The organism is Kitasatospora sp. NPDC001683 (assembly GCF_053596495.1).
Genome location: NZ_JBSFGK010000025.1, coordinates 43099 through 60659, shown reverse-complemented (window position 1 = coordinate 60659; position 17561 = coordinate 43099). Strand labels below are relative to the sequence as shown.

General features: G+C 73.8%; 15 protein-coding genes. 10 read left to right on the top strand and 5 right to left on the bottom strand.

Annotated elements, in window-relative coordinates:
* Positions 1–282 precede the first annotated feature (282 nt).
* Both ACWCYO_RS16135 and ACWCYO_RS16130 read left to right on the top strand, forming a co-directional pair.
* Positions 283–1659, top strand: coding sequence for a transcriptional regulator (locus ACWCYO_RS16135; RefSeq protein WP_270144832.1), 1377 nt, complete (start codon positions 283–285; stop codon positions 1657–1659).
* Positions 1660–1866: 207 nt separating this feature from the next.
* Entirely contained in the window at positions 1867–3000 is a 1134-nt protein-coding gene (locus tag ACWCYO_RS16130; RefSeq protein ID WP_449784554.1) for a hypothetical protein, read from the top strand.
* Positions 3001–3051: 51 nt separating this feature from the next.
* Here ACWCYO_RS16130 and ACWCYO_RS16125 read toward each other — a convergent pair whose 3' ends face one another.
* Positions 3052–4353 carry an ABC transporter substrate-binding protein gene (locus tag ACWCYO_RS16125; protein WP_449784553.1) on the bottom strand — a complete coding sequence of 434 codons (1302 nt, stop codon included), beginning with the start codon at positions 4351–4353 and terminating at the stop codon, positions 3052–3054.
* A 246-nt stretch (positions 4354–4599) separates the two neighbouring features.
* Between ACWCYO_RS16125 and ACWCYO_RS16120 the strand changes: the two genes are divergently transcribed.
* Both ACWCYO_RS16120 and purU read left to right on the top strand, forming a co-directional pair.
* Positions 4600–5043 (top strand): SCO4402 family protein, encoded by a 444-nt coding sequence (locus ACWCYO_RS16120; protein ID WP_408941679.1) that lies wholly within the window; start codon positions 4600–4602, stop codon positions 5041–5043.
* 116 nt (positions 5044–5159) lie between these two features.
* Entirely contained in the window at positions 5160–6026 is an 867-nt protein-coding gene (gene purU, locus ACWCYO_RS16115; RefSeq protein WP_405000660.1) for a formyltetrahydrofolate deformylase, read from the top strand.
* A gap of 49 nt (positions 6027–6075) precedes the next feature.
* On the opposite strand, the gene ACWCYO_RS16110 is transcribed toward purU, so the two are convergent.
* Positions 6076–7305, bottom strand: coding sequence for a zf-HC2 domain-containing protein (locus ACWCYO_RS16110; RefSeq protein WP_270151058.1), 1230 nt, complete (start codon positions 7303–7305; stop codon positions 6076–6078).
* Positions 7306–7307: 2 nt separating this feature from the next.
* On the bottom strand, positions 7308–7904 hold the full coding sequence (locus ACWCYO_RS16105; RefSeq protein WP_270144824.1) for a sigma-70 family RNA polymerase sigma factor: 597 nt from the start codon (positions 7902–7904) through the stop codon (positions 7308–7310).
* A gap of 656 nt (positions 7905–8560) precedes the next feature.
* Between ACWCYO_RS16105 and ACWCYO_RS16100 the strand changes: the two genes are divergently transcribed.
* Positions 8561–9034 (top strand): ATP-binding protein, encoded by a 474-nt coding sequence (locus ACWCYO_RS16100; protein WP_270144823.1) that lies wholly within the window; start codon positions 8561–8563, stop codon positions 9032–9034.
* Positions 9035–9562: 528 nt separating this feature from the next.
* Here the strand turns inward: ACWCYO_RS16100 and ACWCYO_RS16095 are convergent.
* The gene (locus tag ACWCYO_RS16095) at positions 9563–10537 is read right to left on the bottom strand and encodes a GlxA family transcriptional regulator (protein ID WP_270144821.1); all 975 of its coding nucleotides are present in this window, start codon (positions 10535–10537) and stop codon (positions 9563–9565) included.
* 146 nt (positions 10538–10683) lie between these two features.
* On the opposite strand from ACWCYO_RS16095, the gene ACWCYO_RS16090 reads away from it, so the two are divergent.
* From ACWCYO_RS16090 to ACWCYO_RS16075, 4 genes are all read left to right on the top strand, one after another.
* The gene (locus tag ACWCYO_RS16090; protein ID WP_270144819.1) at positions 10684–12027 is read left to right on the top strand and encodes an MFS transporter; all 1344 of its coding nucleotides are present in this window, start codon (positions 10684–10686) and stop codon (positions 12025–12027) included.
* Positions 12028–12059: 32 nt separating this feature from the next.
* Positions 12060–12587, top strand: coding sequence for a GNAT family N-acetyltransferase (locus ACWCYO_RS16085; protein ID WP_270144817.1), 528 nt, complete (start codon positions 12060–12062; stop codon positions 12585–12587).
* A gap of 123 nt (positions 12588–12710) precedes the next feature.
* Positions 12711–13055 (top strand): DUF4229 domain-containing protein, encoded by a 345-nt coding sequence (locus ACWCYO_RS16080; protein ID WP_270144815.1) that lies wholly within the window; start codon positions 12711–12713, stop codon positions 13053–13055.
* 18 nt (positions 13056–13073) lie between these two features.
* Complete coding sequence (locus ACWCYO_RS16075) at positions 13074–14237, top strand: LacI family DNA-binding transcriptional regulator (RefSeq protein ID WP_449784552.1); 1164 nt, start codon at positions 13074–13076, stop codon at positions 14235–14237.
* Positions 14238–14354: 117 nt separating this feature from the next.
* On the opposite strand, the gene ACWCYO_RS16070 is transcribed toward ACWCYO_RS16075, so the two are convergent.
* Entirely contained in the window at positions 14355–15566 is a 1212-nt protein-coding gene (locus tag ACWCYO_RS16070; RefSeq protein ID WP_270144811.1) for an MFS transporter, read from the bottom strand.
* A gap of 472 nt (positions 15567–16038) precedes the next feature.
* Between ACWCYO_RS16070 and ACWCYO_RS16065 the strand changes: the two genes are divergently transcribed.
* Positions 16039–17388: a dicarboxylate/amino acid:cation symporter gene (locus tag ACWCYO_RS16065; RefSeq protein ID WP_449784551.1), complete on the top strand. Its 1350-nt coding sequence runs from the start codon at positions 16039–16041 to the stop codon at positions 17386–17388.
* The last annotated feature ends 173 nt before the right edge of the window (positions 17389–17561 follow it).

The window sequence follows — 17561 nt, the reverse complement described above, 5'->3', positions numbered from 1 at the left end:
AGGCTGGTTACGGCTCGGAGGGCCCCGGTCGGGCGCATCCCGGCAATGTCACCCGAACCGGTGACTCACGTGAGTTGGGGCGGGCGGAGGCAGGCGCAGCGGGGGCGCACGGAAGCATTCCCCAGGGCGCGCGGGGGGTGCGGTTCGTCACCGTGGGTATCCCGCTGACGTTGCTGATCGCTAACCTGGTGTCAGATTCCTTGGACGGTCGGACAGTCGGCAACAGATCAGCACATCGTCGCCCGCCGGCCGGGACCGGAGGGTGTGGGGAGGCGAAGCCCAATGGCCGCGAGACCACTCGTCGCACGACAGCCCAACGAGCGCCTGCAGCAACTGATCCAGGAGGCCAGCTGCTCCAACGCCGGTCTGGCCCGCAGGGTCAACCTGTGCGGCGCGGAGCACGGACTGGACCTGCGCTACGACAAGACCTCCGTCGCCCGCTGGCTGCGCGGGCAGCAGCCGCGCGGGCAGGCGCCGGCCGTGATCGCCGAAGCCCTCGGACGCAAGCTCGGCCGCAGCGTGTCGGTCGAGGAGATCGGCATGGCCGACGGCAAGAACCTCAGCTCCGGCATCGGGCTGCAGTTCGCGCCGACCCTGGGCGCCGCCCTGGAGCAGGTGTGCGAGCTGTGGCGCAGCGACGTCGGCCGCCGGGACTTCCTGACCGGGGCGACGGTCGCCGCCTCCGCGCTGGTCGAGCCCAGCCGGGACTGGCTGATCACCCCGCCCGACCCGGTGGTGGCCCGCACCGGCGGCCCCCGGGTCGGCCCGACGGACGTGGCCGCGATCAAGGCGACCACCGCGATGCTGGTCGACCTGGACCACCGCTTCGGCAGCGGGCACGTGCGCCCGGTCGTCGTGCACTACCTCAACTCGGTGGTCTCCGGCCTGCTCGGCGGCGCCTACCGGGAGGAGACCGGACGCCAACTCTTCGCCGCGGTGGCCCGGTTGACCGAACTGGCCGGCTACATGGCGGTGGACACCGGCCAGCCGGGGCTGGCCCAGCGCTACTACATCCAGGCCCTGCGGCTCGCCCAGGCCGCCGACGACCGCGGCTACGGCGGCTACGTCCTCGCCGCCTCGATGAGCCACCTGGCGGCCACTCTCGGCAACCCGCGGGAGATCGCCCAACTCGCCCGCGCCGCCCAGGAGGGCGCCCGGACGGTCGCCACCCCGACGGCGATGGCGATGTTCTACGCCGCCGAGGCCCGCGGCCACGCCCTGCTCGGCGACGCCCGCTCCTGCGAGGCGGTGTCGGCCAAGGCGCTGGAGATGATGGAGAAGCGCCGCCCGGAGGACGACCCGGACTGGATCGTCCACTTCGACGACGCCTACCTCGCCGACGAACTCGCCCACTGCCACCGGGACCTGGAGCAGGCCGGCCCGGCCGAGCACTACGCCCGCCGGGCGCTCGACCTGCACCCGCCGACCCGGGTGCGCCGGCGCGCGGTGGACCTCGTACTGCTCGCCACCGCCCAGCTCCAGCAGCGCGACCTGGAACGCGCCTGCGAGACGGGCACCCAGGCGGTGCGGCTGCTGAGCGGGCTGCGCTCCAACCGGGGGGTGGAGTACCTGGACGAGTTCCGGCGCCGGCTCGAGCCCTACCGGGAGCAGCGGGTGGTGCGCGAGTTCCACGCCAGGGCGGACGCGGAGGCGGCCTGAGGGCGGGGCGGTCCAGGCCGAGCAGCGGCGGTCCGGACCGTCCGGACCGTCCCTGCGGGGAGCGGGTGGGAATGTCCCGCCCACGTGGTCACCCGGTGAGGCGAACCGGTAGCGTGGGCGCGACGTCCAAGGAACTGTGATGCTCCCAAGAACCGACGAGATGTGGTCCGCCGCCTGTGCGCGGTCCTGCACAGGTGAGGAATCGCGTTGAGTCAGCGCCGCTCGTACCCCAACTCGGGTGACTTCAACCTGGACGACCTGTTCCGCCCCGAGCCCGGCCAGCCCCAGGGCCAGCCGGGCCCGTCGCAGGGCCCCACGGCCGTGCCTCCGGTGGGCCAGCCGTCCGGGCAGCCGGAGTACCTGGGCGAGGGCGGGCACAGCCAGCAGCAGTGGGGCGCCGTGCCGCAGCCCGGCTACGGCGTACCACCGCAGGCCGACCCGGCGCCGGCCACCCAGCACCTGCCGCCGTACCCGGCCGGCGACCCGCAGGGCGGCGGCTACCCGGCGCCGCAGCCCGGTTACGGCGTCCCGCCGCAGGCCGCGCCCGGCTACCAGGGCTACCCGCCGGCCGCGCAGCCGCAGCCTCCGCAGCAGCCCGGCTACCCGGCGCAGGGCTACGGGCAGGGCGGCTACGGGCAGGGCGGCTACGGCCAGGACCCGGACGCGACCCAGGGCGGGCGCTCGGGCAGCGGCGGCCGGCCCTCCAACAAGCTGGTCATCGGCGGCGTGGTGGCGGTCTGCGCGGTGGCCGGCGTCCTGGTCGCCGTCCTGATGAACGGCAACGACGACACCGCCAAGAGCGGCCAGAAGACCACCCCGGTCGCCGCCACCGGCGGCACCGCCTCCGCCGCGGCGAGCGCCAGCGGCTCCGGCGCCGCCGCCGACCCCGACGTCAAGGCGCAGGCCCAGCCGCTGTCCGACCTGCTGGGCACCGCGAGCGACAGCCGCAGCGCGGTGGTCTCCGCGGTCGCCTCGGTGCAGAAGTGCGACAAGCTCCCCGACTCGCAGCAGGCCCTGTCCGCCGCGGCCGGCAAGCGGCGCGAGCTGCAGAGCAAGCTCGGCCAGCTGAAGACCGACAAGCTGCCCGGCGGCCAGCAGCTGATCGACCAGCTCAACGCCGCCTGGACGGCCTCGGCGCAGGCCGACGACGAGTACGCGGCCTGGGCCACCGACGCCCAGTCCTCCTGCGACCCGAAGAAGCCGGACACCGGCAACCAGCACTACAAGAACGCGGTGCAGGCCAGCGGCACGGCGACCACCGCGAAGAAGCAGGCCTCGACCCTGTGGAACGCGATCGCCACCCAGACCGGCCTGCCCCCTCGGGGTGACGGCGACCTGTAGCCGCCCCTCAAGGGCGGGCCCGGGAAGGCCCGCCCTTGACCGAGCCGTGGCTCAGGCCGGGGGCCGGCCCCCGGTGAGCACCCAGCGGACGTCCACGAAACCCGGCTGCTGCAGGGTCATCCGGCCGTTCCTGACCACCTGGTAGGTGATCCAGGTGTTGACCAGCCGCGGCGACTCGGTGCTGGGCAGCATGTTGGTGGTGCCCCAGTTCAGCGGCGGAGTCAGGCCGACGTCGATGCCCTCACCGCTGTCCAGCAGGGCGGCGATGCTCTTCGCGTCGACCGGCTTGCCGGCCGCCGAGAGCTTCTCCACCACGACCCGGAACACCTCGTACGCGACCCAGGTGGTCTGCACGCCCGGGTCGGAGACGTCGATGGTGCGCCCGCCGGTGGTGTCGGAGCGCACCACCGAGCGCAGCCCGTCCCAGATCTTGGCCGACTCCGGTGGGTACCAGCCGGTGACGAACGCGCCGGCCAGCGGGCCGGAGTCGCCGCCGGTGGAGTCGACCACCGACTGCTGGACGCTGCCGATCACCGAGGCGATCCGGGTGTTCTTCGGGGTCAGCCGCCGGTAGGCGTCCAGCAGGTTGCCGGTCGGCTCGGCGGCCATCGCGCTGGTGACGCAGTTGCCCGGCTCGTCCTTGCCGATCGCCTTGCGGGCCACCTGGGTGTAGTCGGAGGACTGCTCGGGCGCCTTGACGTCCAGCAGCTTCATCCCGGCGGGCTTGAGCGCGTTGCCCAGGTAGCCGAGCAGGTTGTCGCCGGCCGGGGTGTCCGGACGGATCAGGGCGACGGACTTGCAGCCGGCCTCGACCAGCTGGCGGCCGCTGCCGGCGATCAGCGCCGGCATCCCGCCGTCCACCGGGTAGGACAGCGGGCTGGAGAACTCGGGCTGGGACAGGCCGTACCCGCCGATCAGCGGGATGCCGGCGCGCTCCAGCACCGGCATGAAGGCGTCGCCCCACTGGCTGTAGGAGCCGATCACGGCCACGGCCTTGGCGTCCACCGCCTGCTGGGCGCAGTCCTTGGCACCGTCGGCGGTGTTGTGCTCGTTGCAGGTGATCACGTGCAGCCGGTGGCCGTTCAACCCGCCCTTGAGGTTGACGTCCCGGCCGATCGACTCGGCGAGCGCGGTCATGCCGGGGCGGTCCGCGGCGCCGGTGCCGGACGGGGCCCAGGTCATCACGGTGAGGTCGTCGGCGTCGGTGGAGGCGTCGGCCGGTCCGCCGCACGCGGAGGCCGAGAAGAGGGCGGGGAGCAGCGCCGCGGCGGTCACCGCGGCGGCGATCGGACGCCGGTGGCGGCGCCGGGCGATCGTGGGACGGGCCCGGAACGAGTCCCTTCGGCTGGTCATCGGTCTTCCCTCTCTGGGGCGCCATCCGGCGCACCGGAAACAGCCAAGCCCCGGAGCCACAAGCCGAGAGGGCGGAAATGCGAACGGCCGGCGAACGGCGGCCGAACTCCGAAGGGGTACGCGTGTAGATCGCGAGTGGAGCACGAACAGACGGGGAACGTACGATCGTTCACCATGTCCGCCAGCACAGATTCTTCGCACCGGTCCGCCCGAAACCCTTCTCGTCCGGGCCACCGCTCCAGCACGATGGGCGGCATGCCGCTCAACGACCTGCCCTGGTGGCGCTGGCGAGCCCGACTGCGCTCCGCGCTGCACATGCTGTCCGACCCCGGTTTCCAGCAGGAGGCCTGGCTGGCCGGACGGGAGGGCTACGGGGACGTGACCGACGCCGTCTACCGGCTGGTCGAGGACACCTGGCTGGACCGCTGGTCCGCCGAGAAGTACGTGGGCACGATCTTCCGCGACTCCGCCGAGGCCGCCCTGGTCGACGTCGCGGTGCTGCGCGCCGTGCAGATGCTGCACGAGGTCGGCGCGGACGCCCCGGCCTCCGCCTACCTCGGCCACCCCGGCTGGCCGGAGACCGTCCGGGCCGCCCGCGAGGCGCACGTCGCCCTGGCCGTCGGCGACGGGGAGGACCCGGACACGGCCCCCAGGTCCCTGGACGTGCTGCGCATCCTGACCCAGGTCTGAGGCGGTCCCGCCGGGCGGTGCCGTCCCGCAGTACGGGCAGCGGGGCGGCCACTGTCCAGGATGTGACACGCTGGACCATTCACGAACTCGCACGACCTCAGGACGGGATACCCCCAGTGGAACAGCAGCCGGCCAGCGCCCAGTACGTCCTCACGCTGTCCTGCCCCGACAAGCAGGGCATCGTCCACGCTGTCTCCAGCTACCTCTTCATGACCGGCTGCAACATCATCGACAGCCAGCAGTTCGGCGACGGGGACACCGGACTCTTCTTCATGCGGGTGCACTTCTCCGCCCCCGAGCCGGTCACCGCCGACAAGCTGCGGGCCAGCTTCGCCGCGATCGGCGCCTCCTTCGGGATGGACTGGCAGATCCACCCGACCGAGCAGCGGATGCGGATCGTCCTCATGGTCAGCAAGTTCGGGCATTGCCTGAACGACCTGCTCTACCGCACCCGGATCGGCGCCCTGCCGGTGGAGATCGCCGCGGTGGTCTCCAACCACACCGACCTGCGCGACCTGACCGAGAGCTACGGCATCCCCTTCCACCACATCCCGGTCACCAGGGACACCAAGGCCGAGGCCGAACGGCAGCTGCTCGACCTGGTCGAGAAGGAGAACGTCGAACTGGTCGTACTGGCCCGCTACATGCAGGTGCTCTCCGACCAGCTGTGCACCGAGCTGTCCGGCCGGGTGATCAACATCCACCACTCCTTCCTGCCGAGCTTCAAGGGCGCCAAGCCGTACCACCAGGCGCACGCCCGCGGCGTGAAGCTGATCGGCGCCACCGCGCACTACGTCACCGCCGATCTCGACGAGGGCCCGATCATCGAGCAGGAGGTGGCCCGGGTCACCCACGACGTCAGCCCGGACCAGCTGGTCGCGATCGGCCGGGACGTCGAGTGCCAGGCGCTGGCCCGCGCGGTCAAGTGGCACAGCGAGCACCGGGTGCTGCTGGACGGCACCCGGACCGTCGTCTTCGCCTGATTCCCCTCGCGGTTGATTCCGCCCGCGCCCGCTTCCCCCCGCGGCTCCCTTACGGCCGCGACAGCAGCGGCAGCGCGTGCAGCACCTCGCGCACCGCGGCCCGGTCACCGTGCTCGCCCACCGGCAGCCGGTCCGGGTCGCGGTGCGCGGCGGCCAACTGGCACAGCTCCAGGCCGTCCAGCACCATCGAGGCCACCGGCTCCCCGCCGGGCGGCCCCGCCTCCTCGCCGTCCAGCGGCACCAGCCACTCGCCGGCCGCCGGACCGTCCACCACCAGCCGCAGCCGCCTCGCCTCCCGCACGGCCGGCGCGCCCGGCGCGGTCGGCGCTGCGGCGAACTCGGGTCGCGCCGCGCGCAGCCCGCCCAGCGCCCGCGGCAGCAGCCGGACCACCAGCTCCACCATCTGCCGCAGGTGCTGCGGCGCCGGCGGGTCGTACGGGTAGGCGACCGCGCGGGCCACGTCCTCGCCGTGCACGAAGCACTCCAGGGCGCGGTCCACGAAGGCGTCGCGCAGTGGCAGCACCGCGAAGCCCAGATCGACCGGGGTTCCGCCGTACGGGGCCAGCGCGGCGCTGCGCACCAGGTCGTGGGTCTGCTGGCGCCACCGGGCGCGCACCGACTGCGGGGGCAGCCCGGCCTGGTAGGCGAGCAGCCGGGCGGTGCGCGCGGTGACCGCGGCGTACCGGCCGCCCTGTGACGGCACCCGCGGCACCCGCGGCGCCGGGACGGCCGCCTCCTGCGGCGGCACCCGGCGGCCGACCGGCGGAGTCGATGTGGAAGCCCATGCGGAAGTCGGTGCGGAAGTCGGTGCGGAAGGGGCGGCCGCCGGTGCCGGGTCCGGCAGGCCGAGGGCGAGCGCCAGGAAGCCGTCCCCCGCGGTCAGCCGGCCCAGCACCTCGGCCGGGCGCAGCCGCTCCGCGCCGCCGTGCCACGGCAGTTCGGCCACCTCCTGCCACTCCTCCTGGCCGAGGTCGCGCAGCAGCGCGTCGAGCTTGGCGGTCTCCGCGGTGTACGGCATCCCCCAGGAGGGGAGGGGCAGTTCGGCCGGGCGGCGGGCCAGGCACCAGTCCAGCACCTGCTGGCGCAGCGAACCGGGCTGGTCCAGCGGCTCGTCCAGGGAGAGCCAGCCGGCCGCGTCGCGCAGCCGGGCCGCCTCCTCGGCGCACTCCGGGCAGCCGCGCAGGTGCTGCTCCAACTCGGCGGCCTCGCGGGGCGGGCAGGCGCCGAGGGACCAGGCGCCGAGCAGCGAGCGCAGGGCGTCGTGCCGCTCCTCGTTCATGGTCACCTGCCCCCGTCCCCGTCGCCGTCCCGGTGCTCCCGGTGGGGCTCCTGGCGGGCGCGCTCGTCGGCCAGTTCGGTGGCCAGCAGCTCCAGGCCGAGCCGCATCCGCTGCTTGGCGGCCTGCTCGCTGATGCCGAGCAGCCGGGCCGTCTCCTGGTAGGTGCGGCCGTCGTAGTACGTCACCGCGATGGTCTCACGCAGGGATTGGGGCAGGGAGTCGACCACGTACTGCATGCGGGCGGCGGTGGCCACGGCGCGGATCTCCTCCTCGGCCGCGCCGCTGCCGCGTCCCGGCAGCCGCTCGGCGCCGCGTCGCGCCCGCAGCCGTTCGACCGCGCGGCGGTGGGTGAGCGCGCCGAGCCAGGAGCGCAGCGAGCCCTGGGTGGGGTCGAAGTCCTCGGGGTGCTCCCAGACGTGGGCGAAGATCTCCCGGGTGAGCTGGTCGGCGGCCGCCTGGTCGGCGAGTATCCGCCCGGCCAGCCCGTGCACCATCGGCGAGAGCCGGTCGTAGAGTTCGCCGAGTGCGGTCTCCTCGCCGCGGGCGAGGCGCCGCTGCAACTGCTCGTCCCAGCGCGGGATCCGGTCCGGGGCGGCCATCGAGAACCACCCTCCTGCCCGGTTCGCTTGGCGTTACCCCACGGTATCCCGTGGCCGTTCCGGGGTGGGAGGGAATCCGCCAAGAACGGAACCCTGCCTCATGGTTCGGCCGCCCTGTGTCCGGCCGCCTCGCCCTTCGGCGCCCGCTCCTCGGGCCCGGCGGTGGCGGTTGGTCACATGGTTGGACGGTCCGCTCGTGGGACGGTCCGTCGATGCCGCTGTTCGAGAACCGCTGGACATATGTCGCACGGGTGGTTCGCGAGTGGCGGACGGGGCGTCGGGGGTGTCCGGCGATAGGTTCCCGCCAGGGCGTGTCCGACACGCGCTGAACGGGACCGGCGCCGGCCCGGGCCGGACGAGTGCCGGTGCGAGGCTCGCGAGAGTGAGCGGGACAGTATGCACTGCCCTGTCCCCCGATCGCCGGAATATGCCCGAAGCGCTTGCTGCCGTCCGTCCGCCCACCCATCCTGAGGCGTATTCGTGTCGCGGCCTGTGCGCGACTGACGAGTTGGCGCGGGCGAGTGGCGCGGGCGGACGGGTCGGCGAGCGCCCGGGCGAGCCCCGGGTGGCACCGGGCGAAGAGTGAGGGCTGCGCCGGCCGGCTGATCCGGCCCGATCGGGACGTTGGCCGAACTGCGAGTGCGGGTGGTGGAGCGGTGCAGGTTCTTCAGGTACAGCTTGCGGTGCGGGCGGACCCCTCGGAGGTCGGCCGGGCCCGCCGGTGGGTGCGCTCGCGGCTGCTGAACCACGGAGTGGAACCGGACGCGCCGATGGCCGAGACGGTGGTGCTGGTGGTGTCGGAACTGGTCACCAACGCCGTGGTGCACACCGGCTGTCCGGCCGTGCTGAGACTCTGTCTGCCGGTGGTCGACGACTCCCCGCAGGCCGGTCCGGCCGGTCCGCTGCGGGTGGAGGTGGCCGACGCGAGCCGGACCGCCCCGGCCCCCCGGCACGCCGGTGCGGACGAGGAGGCGACCAACGGGCGAGGTCTGGAACTGGTCGAGCTGCTCTGCGAGCGCTGGGGCTGGTACCCGGACGGATCGGGCAAGCGGGTCTGGTGCGAGATCGACACCCAGGCCAGGCCGGTGGACCCGATGGCCGGGGTGGACTGGGCCGCTTTGGCTCAATAGCGGCTTCCCGCAACGGCTTTCGACGCTTTCGACGGCCTTCCGGCGGCCGTCGGCAGGGCTTGCAGGCCGGTCGACGGATGGCGGCGATCACCGGCCGAAAGCTGACGCAACCATTCCGAATTTCTGACTACCCATTGACGTGACGTATCCGACTGATCACGCTTGGGTGCGGCTCTCCGTTGCGAGGGGACGCCGAGGGGACGTCCGTCCGCCGCCACGGTGCTGCTGTCCAGGGGGATCGCGTCAGCAGGGGGGATCGTGGACCGCCGGTCGCGGCCCGCTCCTCGGCGAGTGCGGAGGGCGCGGTGCGGGTTCAGGGCCCGCGCGCCGCGATCGGATGGCGGCCCACCATGCTGCGCTCGGCGCGCACGCGGTCGGCCGCCGTCCGTTGCGCCGCTCCGGAACGGCGAATTCCGGCCAACCGTCAGTCTTTTCCCAGGGTTCACTCAGCTTCACCCCGGTTCACTCGGCTCCGCCCAGCCCCGCTCGGCTCCGCCGGGAAGGCCTGCTCCAGTCCTCGGGCACGCCTCAGGCGGCCGGGGTGTTCCGGAAGGTGCGCCGGTAGGCGCTCGGTGCGACGTCCAGCCGCCCGCGCAACTGCAGCCGCAGCGAGGCGGCGGTTCCGAAGCCGGACCGCCGGGCGACCTGGTCGATCGTCAGGTCGGTGCGCTCCAGCAACTGGCGGGCCCGCTCGGTGCGCTGGGTGGTGATCCACTGGCCGGGGCTGGCACCGGTCTCCTCGCGGAAGCGCCGGGTGAAGGTCCGTACGCTCATGCCCGCCCGGTCGGCGAGTTGGCGCAGCGGCAGCGGCTCGTCCAGGTGCTCCAGCGCCCAGGCGCGGACGGCGGCGGTGCCGGAGCCGCCCGGGTCCACCGGGCTCGGGGCCTCTACGTACTGCTTCTGGCCGCCGTCGCGCCACGGCGGTACCAGGCAGTTGCGGGCCACCGCGTTGGCCACCGCGCTGCCGTGGTCGCGGCGCACGACGTGCAGGCACAGGTCCACCCCCGCGGCCACCCCGCCGGAGGTGAGGATGTCGCCGTCGTCGGTGTAGAGCACGTCCGGGTCCAGCAGGACCTTCGGGAACCTCCGGGCGAAGAGCTCGGTGTAGCGCCAGTGGGTGGTGGCCGGGCGGCCGTCCAGCAGGCCGGCGGCGGCCAGCAGGAAGGAGCCGGTGCAGATCGACATCAGCCGGGCGCCGGGCCGGATCCGCCGCAGTGCGGCGGCCAGTTCGGGGGTGAAGGGGGCGTCCGCGCTGTCCGGATCGGAGTCGTGGGAGGCCGGGAGCACCACCGTGTCGGCCCGCTCCAGCAGTTCGGGCCCGTGGTCGACCGCGATCCGGAAGTCCGCGCTGGTGGCGACCGGACCGCCGTCCAGGGTGCAGGTGGCCACCTCGTACAGCGGCCGGCCGGAGCCGTCCTTGGCGCCGCCGAAGATCCGTGCCGGGATGCCGAGTTCGAAGGCGATCGCGCCCTCCAGGGCGAGTACCGCGACCAGGTGCGCCATGCCGTTCCTTCCCGAACCGTCGCGGGCCGTTTCCCCGAGTGGGGCGGTGGCCCGGGCCAGGGTACGCGAGGGCGTGGCCCGATTCTTGCGAAAGCTGTCATTCAGGCCACTCGTCCGGGCGCCGCGCGCTCGGGAGACTCGTCCACGTGACCGAACGCAGTGCCCTCGCCGCCTCCGCGCCCACCGCCCCCAGACCCACTGCCACCACCCCCGCGCCCGCCCCCGGCCGACGCCCCCGGGTGCACTACGCCTGGGTGGTCGCCGCCGTCGCCCTGCTCGTCCTGCTCGGCTCGGCCGGCTTCCGCTCCACGCCCAGCCTGATGATGGACGCCCTGCACAACGAGTTCGGCTGGTCGCTCGGGACCATCTCCAGCGCCACCTCCGTCAACCTCACCCTCTACGGCCTCACCGCCCCCTTCGCCGCCGCCCTGATGGATCGTTTCGGCGTGCGCCTGGTGGTGGTCTGCGCGCTGCTGACCATCTCGGTCGGCGCCGGCCTCACCATGCTGATGCGCCAGCCCTGGCAGCTGGTGCTCTGCTGGGGCGTGCTGGTCGGCCTCGGCAGCGGCTCGATGGCCGGCGCCTTCGCCACCACCATCACCGGCCGCTGGTTCGAGGCCCGCCAGGGACTGGTCACCGGTGTGCTGACCGCCGCCGGAGCGGCCGGCAACCTGGTCTTCCTGCCGGTCGGCGCCTGGCTGGTCGAGCAGCACGGCTGGCGCGCGGCCGTGGTCGTGGTCTCGCTCGCCGCCAGCGCCGTCGCCGTGCCCGTCCTGCTGCTGATGCGCGAGCGCCCCGCCGACCTCGGCCTGCTCCCGTACGGCGCCACCGAGGCCCCGCCCGAGCCGGTGCGGGACACCCGCGCCCTGGCCCGCACGCTGCGGGTACTGCGCGACGCCGCCCGCACCCGGCCGTTCTGGCTGCTGGCGGGTTCCTTCGCGATCTGCGGCGCGACCACCGCGGGCCTGGTCGGCACCCACTTCATCCCGGCCGCGCACGACCACGGCATGCCCGTCACCACCGCCGCGAGCCTGCTCGCCCTGATCGGCCTGTTCGACGTGGCCGGCACCGTGTTCAGCGGCTGGCTCACCGACCGGGTCGACTCCCGGCTGCTGCTCACCGTCTACTACGGGCTGCGCGGGGTGTCCCTGCTCCTGCTGCCCCAGCTGCTCGCCGGCTCGCTGCAGCCGCCGATCCTCGCCTTCGTGGTCTTCTACGGCCTGGACTGGGTGGCCACCGTGCCGCCGACCGTCGCGCTGTGCCGCCGGCACTTCGGCGAGGACGCCCCGATCGTCTTCGGCTGGGTGCTCGCCGCCCACCAGATCGGCGCGGCCGTCGTCGCCGGACTGGCCGGCCTGGCCCGCGACGCGCTCGGCAACTACGACCTGACCTGGTACGGCGCCGGCGCGCTGTGCGCGATCGCGGTCGGACTCTGCCTGGCGCTGCGCACCGGAGGGTCGACCGACCGGGCGGTGCCCGCCCTGCCGTAAGCGCGTTCGACCGGAGGGCTAGGCTCCGCCTCATGGCGCTCACGTTCACCCTGGACCCGAAGCTCGACCCCGACCTGCGCACCGCCGTGGTGCGGTTGTGGACGGACGTGACCAACGCCGGCGGCGCGGTCGGCTTCGTGGCCCCGGTCACCGAGGACGAGGTCTGGGACACCGCCGAACGCCAGTTCGCCGGGGTCGCCCCCGACGGCCCCGACCGGCTGCTGGTCGCGCACGAGAGCGCGACCGGTCGGCTGGTCGGGGTGCTGTTCTTCTCGTCGATGCGCTTCGAACCGATGGACCACTGGCGGATGCTCAAGCGGGTCATGGTGCACCCTGACTTCCAGGGCCTCGGCTACGGCGCCGAACTGCTCGCCGAGGCCGAACGGATCGCCCGCGCCTGGGGCCTGGAGTCGCTGCGGCTCACCGCGCGCGGCGGCCTGGGCCTGGAGCGCTTCTACGCCCGCAGCGGCTACCGGGAGGTCGGCCGGGTGCCGGCCGCGATCCGGGTCGCCCCCGGCGACGACCGCGACGACATCACCATGTGGCTCGACCTGCGCTGAGCCGGCGCCGACCCGTTCCGGGGGAGGGGAGGGGGAGGGACGGCAGACCCATGGACCGCGCCGGGCGTCAGGCATGCTTGACTGGAAGTCCCGCCCCGGCTCGAACCAGAAGGATGTGTCCCAGTGAGCAGCAACGGCCCGCAGAAGTCGCACGCCACGCTCCGCTACACCTCCATGCGGGCCAGCATCTTCCTCGGCTGCTTGCTGGTGGCCCTGCTGCTCGGGCACTTCGGGATCATTCCGGTGAGCGGCGAGGCCGGGGTGGTCTTCCTGGTCCTGCTGGCCGCGATCGCCTCCGCGCCGCTCAGCTACGTGCTGCTGAGCAAGCAGCGCGACGAGATGTCCTCCCAGATCACCACCAAGGTCGCCGGGATGCGCAGCCGCACCGCCGAGCGGATCGCCGCGCAGAACGCCGAGGAGGACGCCGTGGACGACGCCGCCCGCGCGGCCGCCTCCGGGCAGAGCTGACACCGGGCGCCGCCCGCCGTGGCCGCTGATCCTGCCGAGCCCGCCGAGCCCGCCGAGGCCGACTCCGCCGTTGGCACCGACCGTCCGGCCGAGGCCGACTCCGCCGCCGACCGTCCGGCCGAGGCCGACTCCGCCGCCGACCGTCCGGCCGAGGCCGACCGGCCCGCCGGCACGTGGCCGGCCCCCGTGCGTCGGCCCACCGGGCGGGACGTGGCCCGGCTCGCCGGGGTGTCCCAGGCCACCGTCTCGCTGGTGTTCTCCGGCGCCGAGGCCGGCCGCCGGGTCTCCGAGGCGACCCGGGAGCGGGTCCGCGAGGCCGCCCGCAGCCTCGGCTACCGCCCGCAGGCGGCCGGCCGGCAACTGCGGCTGGGCCGCAGCGGGATGATCATGCTGGCCGTGCCGAACCTGCAGGGCCCGTTCTTCGGCCGGGTCCTGGAGGGCGTCCACCACGAGGCCGGCCGGCACGGCCTGGCGGTCGTGGTGAGCTCGGGCTGGGGCAGCGCCACCCTCGCCGAGGCCGCCACCGCGGGCCGCTTCGACGGCCTGCTGATCTGCTCCCCGGACGACAGCCAGCTCGGCGAGCTGCCGCCCGACACCCCCGCCGTCTTCCTGGACGCCGACCCCGGCACCGACCGGGCGCGCCCGACCGTCGAACTCGACGTGGCCGGCGGGATGCGGTCCGCCGTCGAGCACCTGGCCGCCCTCGGACACCGCCGGATCGGGCACCTGCGTTCCACCCACGCGGCGTACACCTTCCGGGTCCGGCAGACCGCCTTCGAGCAGGCCGTCCGCGAACTCGGCCTGGAGGTCGTGGAGTTGGGCGTGAGCCTGAACGAGGGGTACGCGGCCGCGCGGAGCGTGGCGGCGGAGCTGCTGGAGCGGGCGGACCGCCCGCACGCGGTGATCTGCGACGACGACGTGGTCGCCTCTGGGGTCTACCAGGCCGCCGCCGAGCGGGGGTTGCGGGTGCCGGAGGACCTGTCGGTGGTCGGCATGGACAACGTCGCGGTCTCCGGGCTGCTCGCCCCGCCGCTGACCACCGTCGACCTGCCGGGCGAGGAACTCGGCCGGGTGGGCGCGGCCGCGCTCGCCGGACTGCTGCGCGGGGAGCTGGTGGAGCCCGTCGCGCCGCTGGCCACCGCGCTGGTGCGGCGCTCCTCGACCGCCCCGGCGCGGTCCTGACGCACCGTCGGCCGGAGCTTCGGCCAACCGGAGCTTCGGCCAACCGGAGCTTCGGCCAGAAGGACCGCGCCCGCCGGCCAGACCCCCGGCGGGCACGGTCGTACGGGGGCGCCCCGGTCAGCCCACCGGAACGGGCTCGACGCGCGGGGTGACCGGCGCGGAGCGGAACCAGCGGCGGGCGCCGAACAGCACCAGGGCGCCGAGCGCGATCCCGCCCGCCGCGCACACCGCCACCGGGCGCAGCGAGGAGCCCTCGGCGAGGTGGCCGGAGACGGCGTAGCCGAGTGAGTTGCCGGTCGCGAACAGGGTCACCAGCCAGGCGAAGGCCTCGGTGACCGTGCCGGTCGGGGCGAGTTCGGCGACCAGCACGAAGGCGGCCGCGAGCAGCGGGGCCAGCACGATGCCGGAGAGGAAGGCCAGTGCGGCCATCGGGTACGGGCCGGGCAGGGTCAGCAGCGGGAGGTAGGAGGCGGCCATCGCGAGGGCCATCACCCAGGTGCGGGTCGCGGTGCTCCGGCGCCAGCTGACCATGCCGTAGGCCAGCGCGCCGAGCAGTCCGCCGAGGGCGGCCAGCGCCAGCAGGGTGCCCCCGCCGCCGGGCAGTGCGCCGGCGTGCCGTTCGGCGTAGGCGATGAAGAGCACGTTCTGCGCGCCGACGGCCCAGCCGGCCCCGGCCAGTCCGATGAGCAGCAGCACCAGGCCGGGGGAGCGCAGCGGGCCGAGCAGCCCGGCGGACTGTTCGCGGGCGGGGGCGCGCCAGGCCCGGGTGGGGGCGGCGGTGGCGACGACCAGTGCGCCGGCCAGTCCGAGTCCGGCGGCCACCCAGAGCGCGGCGACGGCGCCGAACAGCCCGGCGATCCCGGCGACGGCCAGCGGCCCGGCCACGTAGAGGATCTGCTGGGAGGCGGAGTCGAAGGCGTAGGCGGTGTCGAGCTGTTCGTCCTCGACCACATCCGGCCAGAGCGAGCGCAGACAGGGCTCCAGCGGCGGCATCGCCAGGCCGGCGACGGCGGCGCCGAGCGGCGCGGCGACCGGGGAGCCGGGGGCGAGGGCGAGCAGCGCGTACCCGCCGCCGGCGACCACGGCGGAGGCGAGCAGGACGCGGGGCTGCCCGGTGCGGTCGACGATCCGCCCGAGCACCGGCCCGCCGACCGCGGCGGCGAGCGCGTAGACGGAGGTGGCCAGTCCGATCCGGCCGTACGGGACGCCGGCCTCGCGCAGGGCGAGGGCGATCACCAGGGCGGTCATACCGGCGGGCAGGCGGCCGAGCAGGGTGCCGAGCAGGAGTCGGGTGACGTGCGGGGCGCGGAGCAGGGCGAGGTAGCCCATCGGTGGTCTTCTCCGGTCTGGGCAGGGGAGGGCGGGGACGCCGTCAAAGTTATACGTATAACTGCCGGTCGGTCAATCCGGCCGGAGGGCTGGACTGATGGGGCGTCAGCCTCGTTCGTGCCCGGATCTCACCCGGGTCTGGTCCGGATCCCACCCCAAGGCGGGCTTGGAGTCCGGCCTGATCTCAAACAACTACTTTGAACATCTCAAACCTTTACTGCTAACGTGTCGGCCGTGACCACCTCAGACGCACTGCGGATGCACGGCCCGGGCCCGCTGCCCGGCGCCGCCCGCCCGTGTGCTCTGACCGGTGCTGTGGACAGCCCGCGCCGTTGTCGCGCCATGAGCTGTATGCCGGCGGCACGCCCCTGAACCGGGGTCCGTGACCTCTGCACGTCCGGCCCCGCGCCGTGCCGCCTCCCCCGCCCCACACCCCACCGTCAGCAACGCCCTCCCCCGGAGTCGCACCCCCATGTCCACAGCGCCCGAGGCGACCTCGTCGCCGTCCGTGCTCACCCGCATCCGCAAGACACCGTTCTGGGTGCAGATCGTCGCCGGCCTCGTGCTCGGCGTCGGCCTCGGCTACCTGGCCCGTGCCGCCGACGTCTCCTGGCTGGCCACCACCCTGGAGACGATCGGCAAGATCTTCGTCCAGCTGCTCAAGCTGGCCGTGCCCCCGCTGGTCTTCACCGCGATCGTGGTGAGCGTCGCCAACCTGCGCAACGTCACCAACGCGGCCCGGCTGGCCACCCGCACGCTGCTCTGGTTCATGATCACCTCGTTGATCGCGGTCGGCATCGGCCTGGGCCTGGGCCTGCTCACCAACCCCGGCCAGGGCACCAACCTCAAGACCGAGGGCCTCAAGGCGCTCGACTCCAAGGGCACCTGGATCGACTTCCTGACCGGGATCTTCCCGACCAACATCGTCGACGCCTTCGTCAAGGTGAACGTGCTGCAGATCGTCTTCATGGCGGTCGTGGTCGGCGCGGCGATCATCAAGCTCGGCACCAAGGCCGAGCCGGTCCTCAAGCTCAGCGAGACCGTGCTGGAGCTGACCCAGACCGCCCTGTGGTGGGTCATCCGGCTCTCCCCGCTCGGCACCCTGGGCCTGATCGGCAAGTCCGTCGCCAAGTACGGCTGGGACCTGCTCAAGCCCTTCGCCACGCTGACCCTCGACATCTACGTCGGCTGCGCGCTGGTGCTGTTCGTCGTCTACTCGCTGGTGCTGCGCTTCGCCGCGGGCCTCAACCCGCTGCACTTCTTCAAGGGCGCCTGGCCCGCCATCCAGCTGGCCTTCGTCTCGCGCTCCTCGGTCGGCACCCTGCCGGTCACCCGCCGCGTCACCGAGCGCCTCGGCGTCCCGAGCGAGTACGCCTCCTTCTCCGTGCCGTTCGGCGCCACCACCAAGATGGACGGCTGCGCCGCGATCTACCCGGCCGTCGCCGCGATCTTCGTCGCCCAGGTCTACAACATCGAGCTGGGGATCAAGGACTACATCCTGATCGCCTTCGTCTCGGTGGTCGGCTCGGCCGCCACCGCGGGCCTCACCGGTGCGATCGTCATGCTGACGCTGACCCTGTCCACCCTGGGCCTGCCGCTGGAGGGCGTCGGCCTGCTGCTGGCCATCGACCCGATCCTGGACATGATGCGGACCGCGACCAACGTCGCCGGTCAGGTGGTCGTGCCGATCGTGGTCGCCGCGCGGGAGCGGATCCTGGACGTGGCCGCGTACAACAACCCCTCCGGGGACCTGTACGAGGAGGACGCGCCGAAGGCCGTCATCCCGGCGCGGGCCGACGCGAAGGCTGCGGCCGCGGCCTGATCCCCGGGTCTTCGACGGCGCACGAAGGGCCGTGCGAAGGGCCCTCTCCCGGTGACGGGGGAGGGCCCTTCGGCGTTCCTCGTCGCTCTTCCGGGCGCGGCCCGAAAAGGCGCGGCCCGAAAAGGCAGGGGGCCCGCCGCGATGGGCAGGCCCCCTTGGGTGCTGCTCTTGTG

Bases quoted from the DNA above. Each gene is read 5' to 3' on its own strand.
- ACWCYO_RS16135 (WP_270144832.1), top strand. From the start codon at position 283: ATGGCCGCGAGACCACTCGTCGCACGACAGCCCAACGAGCGCCTGCAG.
- ACWCYO_RS16125 (WP_449784553.1), bottom strand. From the start codon at position 4,353: ATGACCAGCCGAAGGGACTCGTTCCGGGCCCGTCCCACGATCGCCCGG.
- ACWCYO_RS16120 (WP_408941679.1), top strand. From the start codon at position 4,600: ATGGGCGGCATGCCGCTCAACGACCTGCCCTGGTGGCGCTGGCGAGCC.
- ACWCYO_RS16110 (WP_270151058.1), bottom strand. From the start codon at position 7,305: ATGAACGAGGAGCGGCACGACGCCCTGCGCTCGCTGCTCGGCGCCTGG.
- ACWCYO_RS16105 (WP_270144824.1), bottom strand. From the start codon at position 7,904: ATGGCCGCCCCGGACCGGATCCCGCGCTGGGACGAGCAGTTGCAGCGG.
- ACWCYO_RS16095 (WP_270144821.1), bottom strand. From the start codon at position 10,537: ATGGCGCACCTGGTCGCGGTACTCGCCCTGGAGGGCGCGATCGCCTTC.
- ACWCYO_RS16085 (WP_270144817.1), top strand. From the start codon at position 12,060: ATGGCGCTCACGTTCACCCTGGACCCGAAGCTCGACCCCGACCTGCGC.
- ACWCYO_RS16070 (WP_270144811.1), bottom strand. From the start codon at position 15,566: ATGGGCTACCTCGCCCTGCTCCGCGCCCCGCACGTCACCCGACTCCTG.
- ACWCYO_RS16065 (WP_449784551.1), top strand. From the start codon at position 16,039: ATGTCCACAGCGCCCGAGGCGACCTCGTCGCCGTCCGTGCTCACCCGC.